Source organism: Speluncibacter jeojiensis (assembly GCF_029589495.1).
Taxonomy (GTDB): Bacteria; Actinomycetota; Actinomycetes; order Mycobacteriales; family Mycobacteriaceae; genus Speluncibacter; species Speluncibacter jeojiensis.
Genome location: NZ_JAAIVF010000004.1, coordinates 282,910 through 300,826 on the forward strand (window position 1 = coordinate 282,910; position 17,917 = coordinate 300,826).

The window sequence follows — 17,917 nt, forward strand, 5'->3', positions numbered from 1 at the left end:
CAAGTCACCAGCCGCGTTCGGCGAGGCGGTGCGGCTGCGGGATGTCGTCGACGTTGATGCCCACCATGGCCTCGCCGAGACCACGGGAGACCTTCGCGAGCACGTCCGGGTCGTCGTAGAAGGTGGTGGCCTTGACGATCGCGGCGGCCCGCTGGGCCGGGTTGCCGGACTTGAAGATACCCGAGCCGACGAACACGCCCTCGGCGCCGAGCTGCATCATCATCGCGGCGTCCGCCGGGGTGGCGATGCCGCCGGCGGTGAACATCGTCACGGGCAGCTTGCCGGCCTTGGCGACCTCGACGACCAGGTCGTACGGGGCCTGCAGCTCCTTCGCGGCGACGTACAGCTCGTCGGGGCTCAGCGAGGTCAGGCGGCGGATCTCGCCGCCGATCTGGCGCATGTGGGTGGTCGCGTTCGAGACGTCGCCGGTGCCGGCCTCACCCTTCGAACGGATCATCGCGGCGCCCTCGGTGATGCGGCGCAGCGCCTCGCCGAGGTTGGTCGCCCCGCACACGAACGGGACGGTGAACTGCCACTTGTCGATGTGGTTGGCGTAGTCGGCCGGGGTGAGGACCTCGGACTCGTCGATGTAGTCGACGCCGAGCGACTGCAGGATCTGCGCCTCGACGAAGTGGCCGATACGCGCCTTGGCCATCACCGGGATGGAGACCGTGGAGATGATGCCGTCGATCATGTCCGGATCGGACATCCGCGAGACGCCGCCCTGGGCACGGATGTCGGCGGGCACCCGCTCGAGCGCCATCACGGCGACCGCGCCGGCATCCTCGGCGATCTTGGCCTGCTCGGCGTTGACCACGTCCATGATCACACCGCCCTTGAGCATCTCGGCCATCCCGCGCTTGACCCGCGCGGTACCGGTCGCCTGCTCGGACCCGGTGTTCGGCTTGTTCAGGTCGGTACTCACGGGACACTCCTGGAAGGTTGCGAGAAAAGGGACACGAAAACATGCACGACGCCGCGCGGACCACCGCGCAGGCTCGCTCGGCTCAATCCTATGACGCGGCCGGGGCGCGGGCGGAATCGGTCCGGGCGGCGCTCAGCTGACCGGGCGCAGCACGATCTCGGCGTCGCCGGTGGCGGCGACGCGGACCTCGTCGAGCCGCGTGCCCAGCTCCCGCGGATAGACGGTTTCCCCCGCGGCGTCGAGCTGCGCGATGTCCTCTGCGGTGCACCAGCGATGGCCGCTGAGCACATCACGTTCGAGGTCGGTCAGCCCGGCCGGGTGCGGGTCGAAGCCGTCGGTGGCCAGTGTGAAGAACATCTCCTCCGAGTCGAGGAGTTCGCCGTTCCAGGTGAAGGTGGCGGTGCGCCGCCACACCGGCCCGCGCAACTCCTCCGCGGCCACCACCTTGCCGGTCTCCTCGGCCAGCTCGCGCACCGCCGTCTCCCGCAGGCTCTCGCCCGGTTCGACGCCGCCGCCGACGGTGAACCAGAACGGGTTCGTCGGCGTCGCCCGGTCGGCGCCGCGCAGCAGCAGCACCCGCCCCTCGGGGTCGATGAGCATCAGCCGGGCCGAGAGCCGCTTGACGGCGTGCGGCGCGACCGGCGTCTGCGACGTGGCCTGCGTGGCGCCCGGGGTGGTGACCGGGGGCACCGTCCGCTCGGCGATCTCGAAGTAGGTCGGCAGCGGCGCGGTGCCGCCCAGGTGCAGCCAGCCGACGAGCCGGCGCGTCCGCAGCGCCAGCGTGTCCCGCACGGCGTCGTTGTGGAAGCGCCGCGCGATCAGCACCCGCGCCTCCGCATCGGCCAGTTCGGCGACCAACTGAGGACGCAGCAGGTCGCCGTCGACCGCGGTCAGCGCCCGCGACACGTCGTTCTCGGCGGACTCACGGTGCGCGCGGTCGGCGCGTTCGGCACGGTCGGCCAGGGTCACGAGCCGCCTGCGCAGCCCGGGCTCCGAATCGGCGGCGATGGCCCGGACCACCACGGCCCGCCGGCCGAGTGCGGCGTCGAGCGCCTGCCAGGCCAGGTCCGAGCGCACGTGCAGCCGGTCCAGCCGGTTCGCGGTCCCGTACGCCCACAGCGCCAGCACGACCACCGCGGCGACGACCAGTGCGACGACCAGGATGGTCAGGGCGGAGATGGTCATGAGCGGACCGCCAGCACCTGGCGACCGCCGACGGTGACGGTCTCGTACACCCGCAGGATCTGGTCGGCGACCACCGGCCAGTCGTACTTGGCGACCGCGGCGGTGGCCTGCGCGACCAGCTTCTCGCGCAGGTCCGGTTCCGCCAGCACCCGGTCGATCTCGCGTCCCAGCGCGGCGGAGTCGCCGACTTGGGTGAGCAGTCCGGCGGCACCGTCGGACAGCACCCGGCGGAACGCGTCGAGACCGCTCGCGACGACCGGCGTGCCCGCGGCCATCGCCTCGACCAGCACGATCCCGAAGCTCTCCCCGCCCAGGTTCGGCGCGCAGTACACGTCGGCACTGCGCAACGCCGAGGCCTTCTCCGCGTCGGTGACCTGACCCAGGAAACGCAGATGACCGGCGAGCGGTCCCGCCTCGCGCCGCAGCGCGGCCTCGTCGCCGCGGCCGACGATCAGCAGCTGCAGGCCCGGGTGTCGCTGCACCAGGTACGGCAGCGCCTCGAGCAGCACGGCCATACCCTTGCGGGGCTCGTCGTAGCGACCGAGGAACAGCACGGTCTTGCCGGCGCGTGGATAGTCCGGCAGCAACGGCGCATGAGCGAAGGCCGGCACGTCGACGCCGTTGGGAATCTCCACTGCGTCGGACCCGAGAGCCTCGACCTGCCAGCGCCGGGCCAGCTCCGACACCGCGATCCGGCCGCTGATCTTCTCGTGATACGGGCGTAGCACGCCCTGAAAGGTGCTGAGCACCAACGACTTCGTCGTCGACGTGTGGAAGGTGGCGACGATCGGCCCCTCCGCGATCTTCAGCGCCAGCATCGACAGACTCGGCGCGTTGGGCTCGTGGATGTGCAGCACGTCGAAGGTGTTCTCGGTGATCCAGCGCCGTATGCGCGCGTAGGTCACCGGGCCGAACCGCAGGCGCGCGACCGATCCGTTGTAGGGGATGGCGACCGCGCGGCCGGCCGAGACGACGAAGTCCGGCAGCTCGACGTCGTCGGACGCCGGCGCCAGCACGCTCACCTCGTGGCCGCGGGCGATGAACACCTGCGCCAGTTCGGCGACGTGCGCCTGCACCCCGCCGGGCACATCGAACGAATACGGGCAGACCATGCCGATCTTCATGGGAACTCGATCCTCACTCGAACCGATCGCGTCCGGCTCATGCCCCGGACAGCCGCGCACGGCGTGACTCGGACAGGTCCTGCCACCACAGTGGCTGCAGCATGTGCCAGTCCGCCGGATGGGCAGCGATGTTGGCCGCGTAGCGGTCCGCCAGCGCCTGGGTCGCGGACTCCACGCCGGCGGCCATGTCGATCGGCGCGTCGATGGAGAACCCCCATCCGCCGTCGGTGAACCAGCAGTGCACCGGCAGCAGCGCGGCTCCGGTGTCGCGGGCCAGCTTGGCCGGCCCGGCCGGCATCGACGTCTGCTCGCCGAAGAACTGCACCGGCACCCCCTTGGCGGTCAGGTCCCGCTCGCCGAGCAGACACACGATCCCCCCGGCGCGCAGGCGTTCGGCGAGTGCCGGGAACGGCGGGGTCTCGCCGCCGCTGAGCGGGAACACCTCGAACCCCAGCGACTCGCGGTACTCGACGAAGCGCTCGAACAGCGACTCCGGCTCGAGCCGCTCGGCGACCGTGGCGAACTTCCCCCACGTCTGCACCAGCCAGGTCCCGGCCATGTCCCAGTTGCCGCTGTGCGGCAGCGCGAGGACCGCGCCGTGCCCGGCCGCCATCGCCGCATCCAGGTACTCGGTGCCGGCGACCAGCGGATCGATCTTGCGCTTGACCTCGGTGACGTCCATCGACGGCAGCCGGAACGCCTCACGCCAGTACCGCGCGTACGAACGCAGACCCTCCCGCACCAGCTCCTCGGGCACCGCCTCGGGAGGCACCCCCAGCACCCGCGAATAGTTGCGGCGCAACTGATCGGTACCCATGCCGCGGGACGCGGCCAGATCGGCGCCGACGTCGAACAGCCGCGTCGCCACAGACTCGGGCAGCAGGCGCACCAACTGCCAGCCCGCACCGTAGCCGGCGTCCGCCAGCCGTCCTGCGAGACTCACGCCCGGTCGCCACCCTTCGGGGTCTCGGGGGCCGGGTTCGCCAGCGGGATCAGCTCCCGCGCGCCCGCCGAGGTGTAGACCGACCACACCCGCTGGAAGACGGTGATGACGCTCGCGACCGCGAGGATCCACATCGCGACGTGCACAGCCCACATCAGCCAGCCGATGTCGAAGTGTCCGGCGATACCGGTGAACCCGGCGCCGACGAGCACGATGATCAACCGGTCCGGGCGTTCGATCAGGCCGCCGTCGGCAGACAGCCCGCTCGCCTCGGCGCGAGCCTTCGCATACGAGATCACCTGCGAGGTGACCAGGCAGATCAGCGTGGCGACGACCAGCGGCTTGCTGTGTGCGTGGTACATCGCCCACCACGCCAGCCCGGCGAAGATCGCGCCGTCGGCGACCCGGTCGCAGGTCGCGTCGAGCACCGCACCGAAACGCGTGCCTCCGCCGCGGGCCCGCGCCATCGCGCCGTCGAGCATGTCGAACATGACGAACAGCCAGATGACCATCGTCCCCCAGAACAGATGGTCGCTGGGGAACAGCGTGACCGCGGCGGCGATGCTCGCGACCGTGCCGATCAGCGTCATCGCGTCCGGGGTGAGCCCGGTGCGCACCAACGCGCGCCCCATCGGCAGGGTCACCTTGGACACCGAGGCCCGCCCGAACACGCTCAGCATTGCGCCGACCAGGCCTCGGCGAGCAGCCCCCGGGTGTCGCGCAGCAGTTGCGGCAGCACCTTCGTGCCGCCGACGACGGTGATGTAGTTGGCGTCACCGCCCCAGCGCGGCACCAGGTGCTGGTGCAGGTGCGCCGCGAGCGACCCGCCCGCGGACTCTCCCAGGTTCAGGCCGACATTGAACCCGTGCGGCCGCGACACCGAGCGGATCACCCGCAGCGCCTGCTGGGTGAAGCTCATCAACTCGCTGCTCTCGGCGTGGGTGAGGTCCTCGAGGCCCGCCACGTGCCGGTAGGGCACCACCATCAGGTGACCCGGATTGTACGGGTACAGGTTCAGCACCGCGTACACCTGTTCGCCCCGCGCGATGACCAGCCCGTCCTCGTCGTCCATCGCCGGGATGTCGCACAGCGGGCACCCGGTCGGCGAGACGCCGGTCTTGGTCGGGTGCTCGGCGATGTACGACATCCGGTGCGGCGTCCACAGCCGGTCGAGCCGATCGTCGTCGCCCGCGCCGGTGTCGACGATCGAGTTCAGTCCGTCCCCGTTCACCCGGCGTTCCCCACCTGGACGAGTTCGGCTGTCGGCGAGGCGTTCTCGCGCCGGGAGACCCAGGCGGCGATCTGCGCGACGGCGTCCGCCACCGGCACGCCGTTGATCTGGGTGCCGTCCCGGAAGCGGAAGCTCACCGCACCGGCCTCGACGTCGCGTTCGCCGGCCAGCAGCATGAACGGCACCTTCTGGGTGGTGTGGGTGCGGATCTTCTTCTGCATCCGGTCGTCGCTGACGTCGACCTCGGCGCGGATGCCCTGCACCTTGAGCCGGCGCACGACGTCGAACAGATGCTCCTCGAACGCCTCCGCGACCGGGATGCCCACCACCTGCACGGGTGCCAGCCAGGCCGGGAACGCGCCCGCATAGTGCTCGGTGAGCACGCCGAAGAACCGTTCGATCGACCCGAACAGCGCACGGTGGATCATCACCGGCCGGTGCTTGGCGCCGTCGGTGCCTGTGTACTCCAGCTCGAACAGCTCCGGCAGGTTGAAGTCCAGCTGAATGGTCGACATCTGCCAGTTGCGGCCGAGCGCGTCCTTGACCTGCACCGAGATCTTCGGGCCGTAGAACGCGGCCCCGCCCGGATCCGGGACCAGGTTCAGCCCCGACTCCACGCCGACCTCGCGCAGCGTCTCGGTGGCGGTCTCCCACAGTTCGTCGCTGCCGACGAACTTGTCGGGGTTCTTCGTCGACAACTCGAGGTAGTAGTCGTCGAGGCCGTAGTCCCTGAGCACGTCCAGGATGAACCGCAGCACGCTGGCCAGCTCGTCGCGCATCTGCTCGGGGGTGCAGAAGATGTGCGCGTCGTCCTGCGTCATGCCGCGCACGCGGGTGAGGCCGTGCACGACGCCGGACTTCTCGTAGCGGTAGACGGACCCGAACTCGAACATCCGCAGCGGCAACTCGCGGTACGACCGGCCGCGCGAACGGAAGATCAGGTCGTGCATCGGGCAGTTCATCGGCTTGAGGTAGTAGTCCTGGCCCGGCTTGCGCACGGTGCCGTCCTCGTTGAGTTCCTCGTCGATGTGCATCGCCGGGAACATGCCGTCGCGGTACCAGTCGAGGTGACCGGACACTTCGTACAGGTGCCCCTTGGTGATGTGCGGGGTGTTGACGAAGTCGTACCCGGCCTCGACGTGCCGCTGCCGCGAGTAGTTCTCCATCTCCTGGCGGATGATGCCACCCCGGGGGTGGAACACCGGCAGTCCGGAACCGAGCTCGTCGGGGAACGAGAACAGGTCGAGCTCCGCTCCCAGCTTGCGGTGGTCGCGCCGCTCGGCCTCGGCGAGCAGCTCGAGGTGCTGCTCGAGCGCCTCCGCCGACTCCCACGCGGTGCCGTAGATGCGCTGCAGGTCGGCGTTGTTCTGGTCGCCGCGCCAGTACGCGGCGGAACTCCGGGTGATCTTGAACGCCGGGATGAACTTGGTGGTCGGGATGTGCGGGCCGCGGCACAGGTCCTTCCAGATCACCTCGCCGGTGCGCGGGTTGAGGTTGTCGTAGATGGTCAGCTCCTTGCCGCCGACCTCCATGACCTCCGGATCGTCAGAAAGCGACTTGTCGCCTTTGTCACTGATGAGTTCGAGCTTGAACGGCTCGTCCTTCAGCTCCTCGCGGGCGTCGTCCAGGTCCTCGACGACGCGGCGGGAGAAGCGCTGCGCGTCCTTGACGATCTTCTTCATCCGCTTCTCGAGGCGGGCGAGGTCCTCGGGCGTGAACGGCTCCGCGACCTGGAAGTCGTAGTAGAAGCCGTTCTCGATCGGCGGGCCGATGCCCAGCTTCGCCTCGGGGAACTCCTGCTGGACCGCCTGCGCGAGCACGTGCGCACAGGAGTGCCGGATGACGCTGCGGCCGTCCTCGGTGTTCGCCGCGACCGCCTCGACCTCGGTGTCGGTCTCCGGAGTCCAGGACAGGTCCTTGAGGCCTTCCGCGTCGCGGACGACGACGATCGCGTCGGCGCCCTTTCCTGGCAGGCCTGCCTCGCGCACCGCAGCGCCCGCTGTGGTGCCGGCCGGCACCGTCACGCGAACGGCGGGCTCGAGGGCACTGGCGGCATCGGATCCGGCTGACACAGCTGAAATCTCCTTCGTCTACGGGCACGGCGCTACATACCTGGCAGCTACCGGTCGGTTCTGATCGTATCCGCCGCCTCTCGCGGCGCCGCCCGGCGACCTCAGCGTGGTCGTCCGAGTATCCGGGCGCGCTCGTCCGGGTGGCGCCGTGGACAACTCGCACAGCGGTCGGCGAGCCCTGTCTGATCGATGAGACAACACGAGTTGCGGCGGCAGATCAGGCGCGACCGGTCCGCCCCGCCGACGTCGACGAACCGCGGGGTCGGCAGCGGTACACCGATGCCCTCCGCCAACGCGAGCGCCACATCACGCCCCCGCCGTTGGTCGCCGAGTGCCCGGCCTGCCTCCAGCCCCCGGTTGGCCAGAGAGTCCGATGCGACCGCCCACAGCGCCGGCTCTCGCGCACCGCTCACCCGAGCCAGGGATTCGATGATCGAGGCCAGTGCCCCGTGCCACGCGCCGCCGGCACGCGCCACGTCGTGATCGGACTCCCCCGGCGTTCGGCCCGGCAGCGTTCGCTCCGGGCGGGCCGCCAGCAGCATGCCGTGATCGTCCACGTACACCGCGGTGCGCGCCGGATCGGGGTCAAGCCACACACCGCAGGCCAACCGGACCCCGAGCGACGCCCCGAGGAGCGTCGAGCTCGCCGAGTACCACCACAGCGTCCCGCTCACCCTGCCTTCCGCGCCGGCCCACCGCCGGGACGTGTCGGCGACCCGCGCAGCCAGCCACTGCCGATCGGTGAGCACCGATCCGGCGCTGCGACGGCCGGTCGGGGTGAAGGACGCGGCGAGACCGGGGACCCGCCCGGCGGTGTGCGCATAGAGCGGTTCGACCGTCACCGGCACAGCCTGTCACGCGCGACGCACGCGCGGTGACCGGTCGGGCCGGGTGACGTGGGCCGGCCGAGCGCACGAAAAAAGGCCCTTCGACGACTGCCGAAGGGCCTGGGATCCACTCGCGCGATCGACGCCACGAAGCGAATTCGGTGGTCCCGGCTGGGATCGAACCAGCGACCTCCCCGGTGTGAACGGGACGCTCTTCCACTGAGCCACGGGACCGTGCATGTCCGCCGCGCATCTGACGCTCGCGGCCGAACGACGAAAAACGTAGCACGCCCGCACGCCGGACCAAAAACCCGGCCGAAAGCCCCAGCTCACGACCCGCACCGCGGAAAGCCGGCCCCACTCCACGGTGGCGGCGACCCACACTCCCCACGCGGGTCTGTCCGGCGCCGCGTTGGTCTCGGTTTCCCGCCGTGAACAGCCGATTTGGCGGCTCACCGCCGGTTCCGCTAATGTTCCTCTCGCAGCACGGAGCGGCAACGCCTCGTGAGCAAATGCGGATGTAGCGCAGCTGGTAGCGCATCACCTTGCCAAGGTGAGGGTCGCGGGTTCGAATCCCGTCATCCGCTCGACAGGGTTGGACAAGGCCCTTGCGGTGGAGTGGCCGAGTGGTGAGGCAACGGCCTGCAAAGCCGTGCACACGGGTTCGATTCCCGTCTCCACCTCTGCAGAACGAGCGCGATTAGCTCAGCGGGAGAGCGCTTCCCTGACACGGAAGAGGTCACTGGTTCAATCCCAGTATCGCGCACCAGTTTTCGAAAGCCGGACATCCTCGGGTGTCCGGCTTTTTCGTGTTCGGATCCCCTGCGACGTCTCGCGCGCCCCTCGCGGCGGCCCGCCGGCGCGTCCACCACCCGCCTCCCTCGCCCCGCACGGCCCGCGCGTCCCGCAGACCTGCAGGCCGCCCCCATCGTCGCAGGTCAGCAGGACGAATTGTTCTCCGGGCCTGCCGTAGGCTATGGTTTCCCTCGCGTCACAGAGCGGCAACGCCTCGTGAGCAAATGCGGATGTAGCGCAGCTGGTAGCGCATCACCTTGCCAAGGTGAGGGTCGCGGGTTCGAATCCCGTCATCCGCTCGACAGGGTTGGACAAGACCCTTGCGGTGGAGTGGCCGAGTGGTGAGGCAACGGCCTGCAAAGCCGTGCACACGGGTTCGATTCCCGTCTCCACCTCTGCAGAACGAGCGCGATTAGCTCAGCGGGAGAGCGCTTCCCTGACACGGAAGAGGTCACTGGTTCAATCCCAGTATCGCGCACCGGACAAGGCAGTGAGGGCACCCGAACCGGGTGCCCTCACTGCTTTCTCGTGCCTCTGCCTTCTTTCTGCCGAGCCAGTCGATTTCCCGTTCGTACCTCGGGGTTCATGTGCGTCGCCAGGTTCACACCTCCAGATGCGCGGGCACGTGTGTGCTCGCCTCGATGTCCTCTACGGTGGCCATGATCAGCCTGTGCGCGAGGTCGGACAGTGCCCGCGCTGCCGCCAGTTCGTCACCGATCTGCGGCACTTCCGAATCATCGGGGTTGCGCCGCGCCACGCCCTCGCCGGCGATCGATGTCACCATCGACGCCCGGTCCAGCGTGGCCTGTGCGTGCGTCCTGCGGTCGAGTTCGTTGATCTCGATCGTGACCGTCCACTTCTTGGGGTTGGCCATCGCGAGCCTCCAGGTTCTCTCGAATCCCTCCTTGATTGGACTCCGCGCGACGGCGCATCACAAGGGGTCCAGCCGGAGCGGCCGAGCTCAGCCCTGCAGTCGGTTGGCACCGGCGACGAGCGCGCGCAGCGAGGACTCCTCACCGCTGCCGGCCAGACCCATCGCCCACCGCCGGCGGCCCTCGTGCTCACACTCGACGAAGGTCGCCGTGCCGTCACTGGTCTGCTGCTGGTGGAACTGGAGGATCTCCAGGCCGAAACCGGCATCGGAGAGCATCGCGGTCATCGCCGAGATGGCGCCGGGTGCCGTTGCCGCGACGGTGCGGATGGATCCGTCCATCCCGAGGGTCGCGTTGTACCGGCGAAGCCCCGACGCCTCGCCGGCTGCGGTGCTCCAGGAGCCCAGCCGGACCGGCCCGGAGCTGCGGGAATAGGTGGAGGCGAAGGTCTGCCAGTCCATGCTCGCCGCCTCCTCGCGCAGTGAACGCGGCAGCGGCTTGCCGTAGCGCGCGGAGAAGGGATCACGACGGGTCTGCGGCGACTGGTCAGACGAGTGAGTGATGGCGTTCATCTTCGGTGGTCTTCCTGACGAGAGGGGAGGACCGACCCATAGCTCAACGACCCGCAGCGAGGGGCCGGTCCGAATCAGACCCCGCTACGGCGGTGAACTACGAGAAGACGCTTCATGGGCGGCAATGTTAGCCGCCCGTCTCTACGGAAGCAATGTCTGGGGTCGCCACACCGCTCGCTCTCGTAGCCCTCATTCGAGGGTGCGCCCGATTCGGCGCGAGCGGTACCCCTACCAGGGGTGGAATGTCGCCCCACTCCACATCGTCCCTGCGGCACCGGCACCCGAGGCCGGGTCAGTCCTCGGCCAAATACAGCGCCACCCGGTCGATGCGGCGCGCGGTGAACTCCAGCAACGCGACCCCGGACCGCTCCCCCGCCCGCACCGACGCGGTCACCGAGTTGCCTGCTGAGAGGAATTTGCTCCATTCGAATTCCCCTCCCCGCGCGACGAATTCGGCGACCGGCACCGTGGTGCCGGATGGAAGCTCAAGTCGCGCGCGGCCGGAGAGCGCCGAGGCGACCCCGTCCGCATCGCCGCGCCCCAGCGCCGCCGAAAGCCCCTCCGCGGTCCGCTTACCCGCGGCCCCGGCCCGGCGCAGGCCCCGCAGGAACCCGAGCGTGCCACCGACCCCCTGGTTGGACAGCAACTGCGGCGTGAGCTTGAGCGACGCCGACAGACCCGGCATGCCGGCCCGCGCGAGTTGCGCGAGCATCGTCGGCAACTCCCAGTACGCGGCGAGCAGCCCGATCTTGAGCGAGCCGTGCTCCTCGACCATGTCGTAGCGCAGGTGCATCGGCACGTGCAACGTCACGCCGGTCGACATCGTGGTCGCGATCGTCACGTCGCGGAACACCGTCGAACCGCACACCACGTCGTGCGCGACGTCGAAGACGATCGTGTTCGGTCCGATGAACGTGTCGTAGAACCGTCCGATCGCCTCGCGGCCCCGATGCGGCGTCGAACCGACCGGATCGTTGACGATCGCGTTGCGCGCCATCAGGTCCAGCCAGGCGGACCGGTCGTGCACGGCCACCGCGGCGGGCGAGGCCGCCACCGTCTGCAACAACTGCTCGGCGGTCGGCCGTGATGCCATGGGGTGGTGCGCCTTTCGGTCGGGCGGAGGACTGTCGCGTCGAGCGGTCGAGTCGCGGAGTTGCCGGACCGGCGACCGCGGGAATCGGCGCCGCCCCGACCGATCCACCGGCAACCCTATGCGGCGGAGCAGTTTTACGCGACGATCGGTGGGAAAACGATCACTGCAACACGGAGAGGCCTCATGCAGACCCCTGAACAACTCGTCACCGAATTCTGTGCGCGCTGGACCGACGCCGACGCGGCCACCTTGAGCGAGTACTTCACCGAGGACGCGATCTACCACAACATCCCGATGGAACCGCTCGAGGGGAAGGCGGCCATCCGCACGTTCCTCGACGGCTTCCTCGCGTCGTTCGAGGGGATCGAGTTCCAGGTCCACCGGCAGGCCGCGAACGGCGCAGTGGTGATGAACGAGCGCACCGACGTGTTGCGCGGGGCCGGAAGGTCCACCCCGATCCAGGTGATGGGGGTCTTTGAGGTGCGCGACGGCAAGATCGCCGCCTGGCGGGACTATTTCGACATGGCCGCGGTCACCGCGGCGTTTTCGGGCTGATCCGCCCGCACGTCACCGCTGACCTCGCGGAATTTCTCCGCTACCCTGGTCTGCAGCGGCCGATGCTCCATTCCCCCCGAGGCGCGGCCGCAGCCCCCGCCGTCCCCCTCCCCCTGTGGACGACGGGGGCGTCCTCGTCTCCGGGGTGGGCGATCACCCCACGAACGCGATTGGGCGGCACCGGCCGAAAGCCGGTGCCGCCCAATCGCGCTCGCGTTCCCGCTCGGGTCAGCCGGCCTTGCGCAGCGCGCTGCGCAGCCCGCGGCGACGGCCCGAGGCCTCGTCGACGACCAGTTCGCGGCGCTCGGCGAACCGACGCTCGGACGACGTCTCCGGAGCGGCGTCGGCCGACGCCTTCAGGTACTTGTCCGGCAGCGACAGCTTCGCGATCGTCCGCCACGTCTGCAGGTACTGCTTGGGCAGCGAACCGGTCGTGTAGGGCAGGTCGTACTGCGCGCAGAGCGCCTTCACTCGCACCGAGATCTCGCGCAGCCTGTTGCTCGGCAGGTCCGGGAACAGGTGGTGCTCGATCTGGTAGCTCAGGTTGCCGGTCATGAAGTCCATCACCTTGCCGCCCGAGATGTTCGCCGAACCGAGCATCTGACGCAGGTACCACTCGTCGTGCGACTCGTTGTCGTAGTCGGCCTTGGTGAACTTCTCCGCGCCGTCCGGGAAGTGCCCGCAGAAGATCACCGCGTTGGTCCACACATTGCGGATCAGGTTCGCCGTCATGTTCGCGGTCAGCGTGGACTTCCATGCCTTACCGGTCAGCGCCGGGTAGATGACGTAGTCCTTGGCCACCTGGCGTCCGACCTTGGCGCCGACCTCCTTGGCCTGCCGCTTGAACAGCGCCTTGTCCTTGCGCCCCTTGACGACCTTGCCGATCTCGAGGTGCTGGGCCGCAACGCCCCACTGGAACAGCGCGGAGAGCAGGCCGTTGTAGACGACGTTGCCGTAGTTGAACGGCTTCCAGCGCTGGTCACGCGTGACGCGCAGCAGACCGTAGCCCACGTCGTCGTCCATCCCGACGACGTTCGTGTACTTGTGGTGGATGTAGTTGTGGGTCTGCTTCCAGTGGGCCGACGGGCCGGTGATGTCCCACTCCCAGCCGGTCGAGTGGATCTCCGGATCGTTCATCCAGTCCCACTGACCGTGCATCACATTGTGGCCGATCTCCATGTTCTCGACGATCTTGGCCGTGCCGAGCATGCCGGCGCCGAGCAGCCACAGCGGGCGCTTTCGACTGCCCAACAGCACAATTCGGCCGCCGATCTCGAGCGTCCGCTGGAAACGGATGGTGTTGCGGATGTATCGCGCATCGCGCTCACCGCGGGACTCCTCGATGTCCCGCCGGATCGCATCGAGTTCTTGCCCCAGCTCCGCCACGTCGGCGTCGCTGAGGTGCGCGAACTCCTTGATGTCGGTGATTGCCACCGGCTGACTCCTCAGAATTGGTCAGGGCCGAAATCCAGCCTTGCGAATCTGGCTCTCGAAATACCGTGGGGCAGCGCGACTGCTGACGATCGGTCTCGTCGCGAACCCCGGCTACGCCATCGTAGGTTACGGTTCCGTAGGTTGCAATGGTGGTCTACTGGAACCCATGCCCTTCGACTCTGTGAACAGCAACAAACCCGCCGCAAATCGCCGCGAAACCGCCGGAGCGCACGGCAGCGCTGACGTCGTCGTGGGGATCGCGTCGGCCGCCGATGCCGAGGAGTTGGCGCACATCGCCGCCGCGACGTTCCCGCTGGCCTGCCCACCCGGCGCCGCCCAACCGAACATCGCCGCGTTCATCGCGTCGATGCTGTCCGCGCAGCGCTTCGGCGAGTATCTGGCCGACCCGGCACGGATGGTCCTGCGCGCCACGGTCGACGGACGCATCGCCGGTTACGTGATGCTCGTCGACGGGCCGATCGCCGACCCCGCGATCCGCGCGGCCGTCACCGTCACCCCGACCGTCGAGCTGAGCAAGTTCTACGTCGATGCCGCCCGGCACGGCACCGGTGTCGCCACCGCCCTGATGGCCGCGGCGGCCGACACCGCCGGCGCGCGCGGCGCCCGCGGCATGTGGCTCGGCGTCAACCGGGAGAACGAGCGAGCACAGCGCTTCTATCGGCGCAGCGGGTTCGAGGTGGTCTGCACGAAGCAGTTCCCGATGGGCGACGAACTGCACGACGACTTCGTCATGCAGCGCACGCTGTGAGCATGCGCGCCGCGGATGTCAGCCGGCCGCGATGGCGTTGAAGCGCGAGAGCGCGAGCAGTCGCGAGGTGGCCCGCAGGTACTTCTTGCGGTAGCCGCCCGCCACCATCTCGGGAGTGAAGATCTCGTCGAGCTTGGCCCCCGAGACGGTCACCGGGATGTTCGCGTCGTAGAGGCGATCGGCGAAGACGACCAGGCGCAGCGCGACCGCCTGGTCCGGCGCCGCGTGCACTCCGCGCAGGTAGACCGCGGAAACGCCCTCGACCAACTTCTTGTACCGGGATGGGTGCAGCTTGCCCAGGTGCCGGCACAGCTCGTCGAAGTCGTCGAGCGTGCAACCCGGGGTCGCGGCGGCCAACGCCTCGATCTCGTCGTCGGCGACCGGCTCGGGAGCGGGCGGCAGATCACGGTGCCGGTAGTCGGGGCCGTCCACCCGGATGGTCTCGAAGATCGAACCGAGCTTGCGGATCTCACGCAGGAAGTCCTGCGCGGCGAAGCGCCCCTCGCCGAGCTGGCCGGGCAGCGTGTTCGAGGTGGCCACGATCGAGACCCCGCGCGCGGACAGTTCGGTCAGCAGTCGCGAGACCAGCATGGTGTCGCCTGGATCGTCGAGCTCGAACTCGTCGATGCAGAGCACGCTGTGGTTCGAGAGCTGCTCGACGGCGTTGTTGAAGCCCAGCGCACCGACCACGTGGGTGAGCTCGACGAAGGTGCCGAACGCCTTGGGCGACGGCGCGCTGTGGAAGATCGACGCGAGCAGGTGTGTCTTGCCGACACCGAACCCGCCGTCGAGGTAGAGCCCCGCACCGGAGGCGGCGGACTTCTTCCCGAACAGTCCGCGCTTGCCGCCGCGGCTCTTGCCGAGGCCCTTCGCGAACGCCTCCGCCTTGGCGACCGCCTGCGCCTGGCTCGGCTCGTTCGGATCCGGGATGTAGGACGCGAAGCTGACCTCGTCGAACATCGCCGGAGGGACCAGCAGGGAAACGAGTTGGTCTGCGGGAACCACCGGATTCCGGTCGACGAGATGCTGCGCCATGTACAAAGGGTATCCACATGGTGAAATCGCTCTTGTGCACCATGTCGATTTTGCGACCCACCTCACACCTTCGCCGGCGCTGAGCCCCGACGAACTGCGCCGGCTGTACCGGTATCCGCAGGACCCGACCGGCGGCAGCTGGATGCGGATCAACTTCATCTCGAGCATCGACGGTGCGGTCGCGGCGGACGGCCTGTCGGGCGGGCTGTCCACCCCGGGCGACAGGCTGGTCTTCGGGGTGCTGCGCGAGCTGGCCGACGTCGTGGTCGTCGGCGCCGGCACCGTCCGGGCCGAGGGGTACCGGGGCGCCAAGCTCGACGCCGACGCGACCGCGCGCCGCGTCTCGGCGGGCCGCTCGCCCGTGCCGCCGATCGCCGTGGTCACCCGGGGCGCAGACCTGGACCCGCAGAGCCCGCTTTTCACCGACACCGCCACCGCGCCGCTGATCCTGACCACCGCCGCGGCACCGGCCGACAGGATCGCCGCCCTCACCGATGCCGGGGCCCGCGTGCTGCTGCTCGGCAACGACTCCGTACCCGCCGGCGGGATCATGTCGACGCTGGCCGAACTCGGCCTCACGAGGCTGCTCTGCGAGGGCGGGCCGGGCCTGTTCGGCGATCTGATCGCGGCGGACGCCGTCGACGAGCTCTGCCTGACCACCGCGCCCGTACTGATCGGCGGGCACGCGCCGCGGATCGCCGTGAGCAGCGTCGCGGGGCGGCTCTCGATGCGCCCGGCCCATCAGATCGTCGACGACGACGGCACACTGCTCACCCGCTGGGTGCGCCACCGCTGCTGATCGGCCCCGCCCGACACTCCGCCGCCCGGTTCCGCCGCTGGCTTCGTCCGACACGAACCTCGACAGCGAGCCCTGCCCTGGGCGGCGCTCGCCGCAACTGGCAGGCTGTGCCCGTGCGGAGGATTGTCGTGATCGCGGTCGTACTCGCCGCCTGCACCGCGTGCGGCGCCGGCCCATCCACCCGGCCCGACGTCGCGGTGGTCCAGCACCAGCTGGGAGTGGCCGGTGCGACCACCACCTCGGCGGCACCGGAGAACCCGGCGCCGCCGATCGAGATGCCGAAGTCGGACCTGAGCTGGTCGGACTGCACGCGCAGCACGCTCGACCGGATGCACCTGGGCGCCGGGCCCGCCGGGCTGAAACTGCAGTGCGCGTCCGTCGACGTCGAACTCGATCCCGGAAATTCCCTTCAGTCGTTCTCGCTCGACGCGCTGCGCGCCAGCACCCCCGCCACCCCCGGTGACGCCGCCCCCGTCGTGCTCGCCGCGGGCACCGACCGGCCCGCGACCGATGCGCTCGCCCAGCTCGCGACCGGTCCGCACGCAGCGATCCTGCGCAGCCACCCGGTGGTGGCACTGGATCGGCGCGGCATCGGCGGCAGCGGCACCCTCGACTGCCTGACCTCCGCCCAGCGCGCATCGTTGACCACACTGGCCGACCCCACCGCGCCCGCGATGACGCAGGCATTGTCTGTACTGGACACCTCCAAGGCCGCGACCGTCGCGTGCACCGACCAGATCAGTCCTGCCGAGCAGGGCTTCGACGCGCTGCACGCCGCCTCCGACCTCGACACCCTGCGACGGCGGTGGGGCGTCGACCGGCTCGCGCTGTTGACCACCGGCGACGGCGCGGCGGTGGCCCTGACCTACGCCGCGAAGGTGCCCAACGGGCTGTCCCGGCTGGTCCTCGACTCGCCGGCGCCGTCGAACGCCGACGCGCTGACCGCCGCCGAACAGCGCATCCAGGGTGAGGAGGCCGCGCTCACCGCGTTCGTCGCCCAGTGCGCGAGCCCCGGCTGCCCGCTCGGCGCCGATCCCCGTGCGGCGGTGACCGACCTGCTCGGCCGCGCCCGGGCGGGCACGCTGCCGAGCGTGAGCGTGGGCGCGCTGCTCACGACGATCGCGCAGCGGCTGGCCGATCCCACCACCGCGTGGGCGGACCGGGTGACCGGGCTGGCCGATCTGCTCGCCCGCGCGGGCCACGACGACCCGGATGCACTGCACACGATCGCGTCGGCGGTGGCGCTCACCGACGGCCAGTTCGTCGCCCAGTGCAGCGACGCCCCGGCCTCGCCCGGTGCGCAGCGCGCCGTCGGTGTGGAACCGAGCTGGTCGAGCCGCTACCCGGACTTCGGCGACTACGGGATGGGCCGGATGCTGACCTGCGGCGCCTGGCCCGCGCACGCGGCCCCGCCACTGCCGAGCACCCTGCCCATCCCCGTGCTGATGCTCGGCGGCGCCGCCGATCCGGTGGTCGGCAGGGGCGGACCCCAGTCGCTGGCGACCGCACTGAACCGGGTCGGCACCAAGACGGCGACGGTGAGCTGGCAGGGCGCGGGCCACCCGGTGCTGTGGAACTCGGACTGCGCCGGCACCGTGGTCGGCCGCTACCTCGACTCGGGCGCGCTCCCCGCCGGCGGCACCGCCTGTCCCGCCTGAGCCCGAGTTTCCGAGCCGGGGTGTCCTG

17 protein-coding genes and 7 tRNA genes are annotated in these 17,917 nt (G+C 69.8%); 10 read left to right on the plus strand and 14 right to left on the minus strand.

Features of this window, described 5'->3' with window-relative positions; all coding sequences use genetic code 11:
* Nucleotides 1-4 precede the first annotated feature (4 nt).
* From pdxS to G4X40_RS14645, 9 genes are all read right to left on the minus strand, one after another.
* Entirely contained in the window at nt 5-913 is a 909-nt protein-coding gene (gene pdxS / locus G4X40_RS14605; protein ID WP_277833629.1) for a pyridoxal 5'-phosphate synthase lyase subunit PdxS, read from the minus strand.
* Between the two features lie 144 nt (nt 914-1,057).
* Complete coding sequence (locus G4X40_RS14610; protein WP_277833466.1) at nt 1,058-2,110, minus strand: NUDIX hydrolase; 1,053 nt, start codon at nt 2,108-2,110, stop codon at nt 1,058-1,060.
* Entirely contained in the window at nt 2,107-3,234 is a 1,128-nt protein-coding gene (locus G4X40_RS14615) for a glycosyltransferase family 4 protein (RefSeq protein ID WP_277833467.1), read from the minus strand. The genes G4X40_RS14610 and G4X40_RS14615 overlap by 4 nt, the downstream gene beginning before the upstream one ends.
* Before the next feature lie 37 nt (nt 3,235-3,271).
* Entirely contained in the window at nt 3,272-4,177 is a 906-nt protein-coding gene (locus G4X40_RS14620; protein WP_277833468.1) for a phosphatidylinositol mannoside acyltransferase, read from the minus strand.
* Nucleotides 4,174-4,857, minus strand: coding sequence for a phosphatidylinositol phosphate synthase (pgsA, locus tag G4X40_RS14625; RefSeq protein WP_277833470.1), 684 nt, complete (start codon nt 4,855-4,857; stop codon nt 4,174-4,176). The genes G4X40_RS14620 and pgsA overlap by 4 nt, the downstream gene beginning before the upstream one ends.
* Nucleotides 4,851-5,408: an HIT family protein gene (locus G4X40_RS14630; RefSeq protein ID WP_277833472.1), complete on the minus strand. Its 558-nt coding sequence runs from the start codon at nt 5,406-5,408 to the stop codon at nt 4,851-4,853. Before G4X40_RS14630 ends, pgsA begins: the two co-directional genes overlap by 7 nt.
* Entirely contained in the window at nt 5,405-7,480 is a 2,076-nt protein-coding gene (gene thrS, locus G4X40_RS14635; protein WP_277833473.1) for a threonine--tRNA ligase, read from the minus strand. The genes G4X40_RS14630 and thrS overlap by 4 nt, the downstream gene beginning before the upstream one ends.
* A gap of 101 nt (nt 7,481-7,581) precedes the next feature.
* Nucleotides 7,582-8,322, minus strand: coding sequence for a hypothetical protein (locus G4X40_RS14640; protein ID WP_277833475.1), 741 nt, complete (start codon nt 8,320-8,322; stop codon nt 7,582-7,584).
* Nucleotides 8,323-8,469: 147 nt separating this feature from the next.
* Nucleotides 8,470-8,541 (minus strand) — tRNA-Val (locus tag G4X40_RS14645).
* A 280-nt stretch (nt 8,542-8,821) separates the two neighbouring features.
* On the opposite strand from G4X40_RS14645, the gene G4X40_RS14650 reads away from it, so the two are divergent.
* From G4X40_RS14650 to G4X40_RS14675, 6 genes are all read left to right on the plus strand, one after another.
* Nucleotides 8,822-8,894: transfer RNA gene (locus G4X40_RS14650), tRNA-Gly, on the plus strand.
* A 25-nt stretch (nt 8,895-8,919) separates the two neighbouring features.
* Nucleotides 8,920-8,990 (plus strand) — tRNA-Cys (locus G4X40_RS14655).
* A gap of 11 nt (nt 8,991-9,001) precedes the next feature.
* Nucleotides 9,002-9,076 (plus strand) — tRNA-Val (locus G4X40_RS14660).
* A gap of 252 nt (nt 9,077-9,328) precedes the next feature.
* A tRNA-Gly gene (locus tag G4X40_RS14665) sits at nt 9,329-9,401 on the plus strand.
* A gap of 25 nt (nt 9,402-9,426) precedes the next feature.
* Nucleotides 9,427-9,497 (plus strand) — tRNA-Cys (locus tag G4X40_RS14670).
* A gap of 11 nt (nt 9,498-9,508) precedes the next feature.
* Nucleotides 9,509-9,580, plus strand: a tRNA-Val gene (locus tag G4X40_RS14675).
* A gap of 123 nt (nt 9,581-9,703) precedes the next feature.
* On the opposite strand, the gene G4X40_RS14680 is transcribed toward G4X40_RS14675, so the two are convergent.
* The 3 genes from G4X40_RS14680 to G4X40_RS14690 form a co-directional block, all read right to left on the minus strand.
* A complete protein-coding gene (locus G4X40_RS14680; RefSeq protein WP_277833477.1) occupies nt 9,704-9,976 on the minus strand; it encodes a DUF1876 domain-containing protein in 273 nt (90 codons plus the stop codon).
* Between the two features lie 87 nt (nt 9,977-10,063).
* Complete coding sequence (locus G4X40_RS14685) at nt 10,064-10,546, minus strand: alpha-isopropylmalate synthase regulatory domain-containing protein (RefSeq protein WP_277833478.1); 483 nt, start codon at nt 10,544-10,546, stop codon at nt 10,064-10,066.
* A 292-nt stretch (nt 10,547-10,838) separates the two neighbouring features.
* The gene (locus G4X40_RS14690) at nt 10,839-11,639 is read right to left on the minus strand and encodes a nuclear transport factor 2 family protein (protein ID WP_277833479.1); all 801 of its coding nucleotides are present in this window, start codon (nt 11,637-11,639) and stop codon (nt 10,839-10,841) included.
* Nucleotides 11,640-11,822: 183 nt separating this feature from the next.
* Here G4X40_RS14690 and G4X40_RS14695 point away from each other — a divergent pair, with 183 nt between their 5' ends.
* Entirely contained in the window at nt 11,823-12,194 is a 372-nt protein-coding gene (locus G4X40_RS14695; RefSeq protein ID WP_277833480.1) for a limonene-1,2-epoxide hydrolase family protein, read from the plus strand.
* A 228-nt stretch (nt 12,195-12,422) separates the two neighbouring features.
* Here G4X40_RS14695 and G4X40_RS14700 read toward each other — a convergent pair whose 3' ends face one another.
* Nucleotides 12,423-13,628: a fatty acid desaturase family protein gene (locus G4X40_RS14700; RefSeq protein WP_277833482.1), complete on the minus strand. Its 1,206-nt coding sequence runs from the start codon at nt 13,626-13,628 to the stop codon at nt 12,423-12,425.
* A gap of 166 nt (nt 13,629-13,794) precedes the next feature.
* On the opposite strand from G4X40_RS14700, the gene G4X40_RS14705 reads away from it, so the two are divergent.
* Nucleotides 13,795-14,397: a GNAT family N-acetyltransferase gene (locus G4X40_RS14705; RefSeq protein ID WP_277833484.1), complete on the plus strand. Its 603-nt coding sequence runs from the start codon at nt 13,795-13,797 to the stop codon at nt 14,395-14,397.
* Nucleotides 14,398-14,415: 18 nt separating this feature from the next.
* Here the strand turns inward: G4X40_RS14705 and zapE are convergent, their stop codons facing one another.
* Nucleotides 14,416-15,432: a cell division protein ZapE gene (zapE, locus tag G4X40_RS14710; protein WP_277833485.1), complete on the minus strand. Its 1,017-nt coding sequence runs from the start codon at nt 15,430-15,432 to the stop codon at nt 14,416-14,418.
* Nucleotides 15,433-15,466: 34 nt separating this feature from the next.
* Here zapE and G4X40_RS14715 point away from each other — a divergent pair, with 34 nt between their 5' ends.
* Nucleotides 15,467-16,231, plus strand: coding sequence for a pyrimidine reductase family protein (locus tag G4X40_RS14715; RefSeq protein ID WP_277833486.1), 765 nt, complete (start codon nt 15,467-15,469; stop codon nt 16,229-16,231).
* Nucleotides 16,232-16,359: 128 nt separating this feature from the next.
* Entirely contained in the window at nt 16,360-17,889 is a 1,530-nt protein-coding gene (locus tag G4X40_RS14720) for an alpha/beta fold hydrolase (RefSeq protein WP_277833488.1), read from the plus strand.
* The last annotated feature ends 28 nt before the right edge of the window (nt 17,890-17,917 follow it).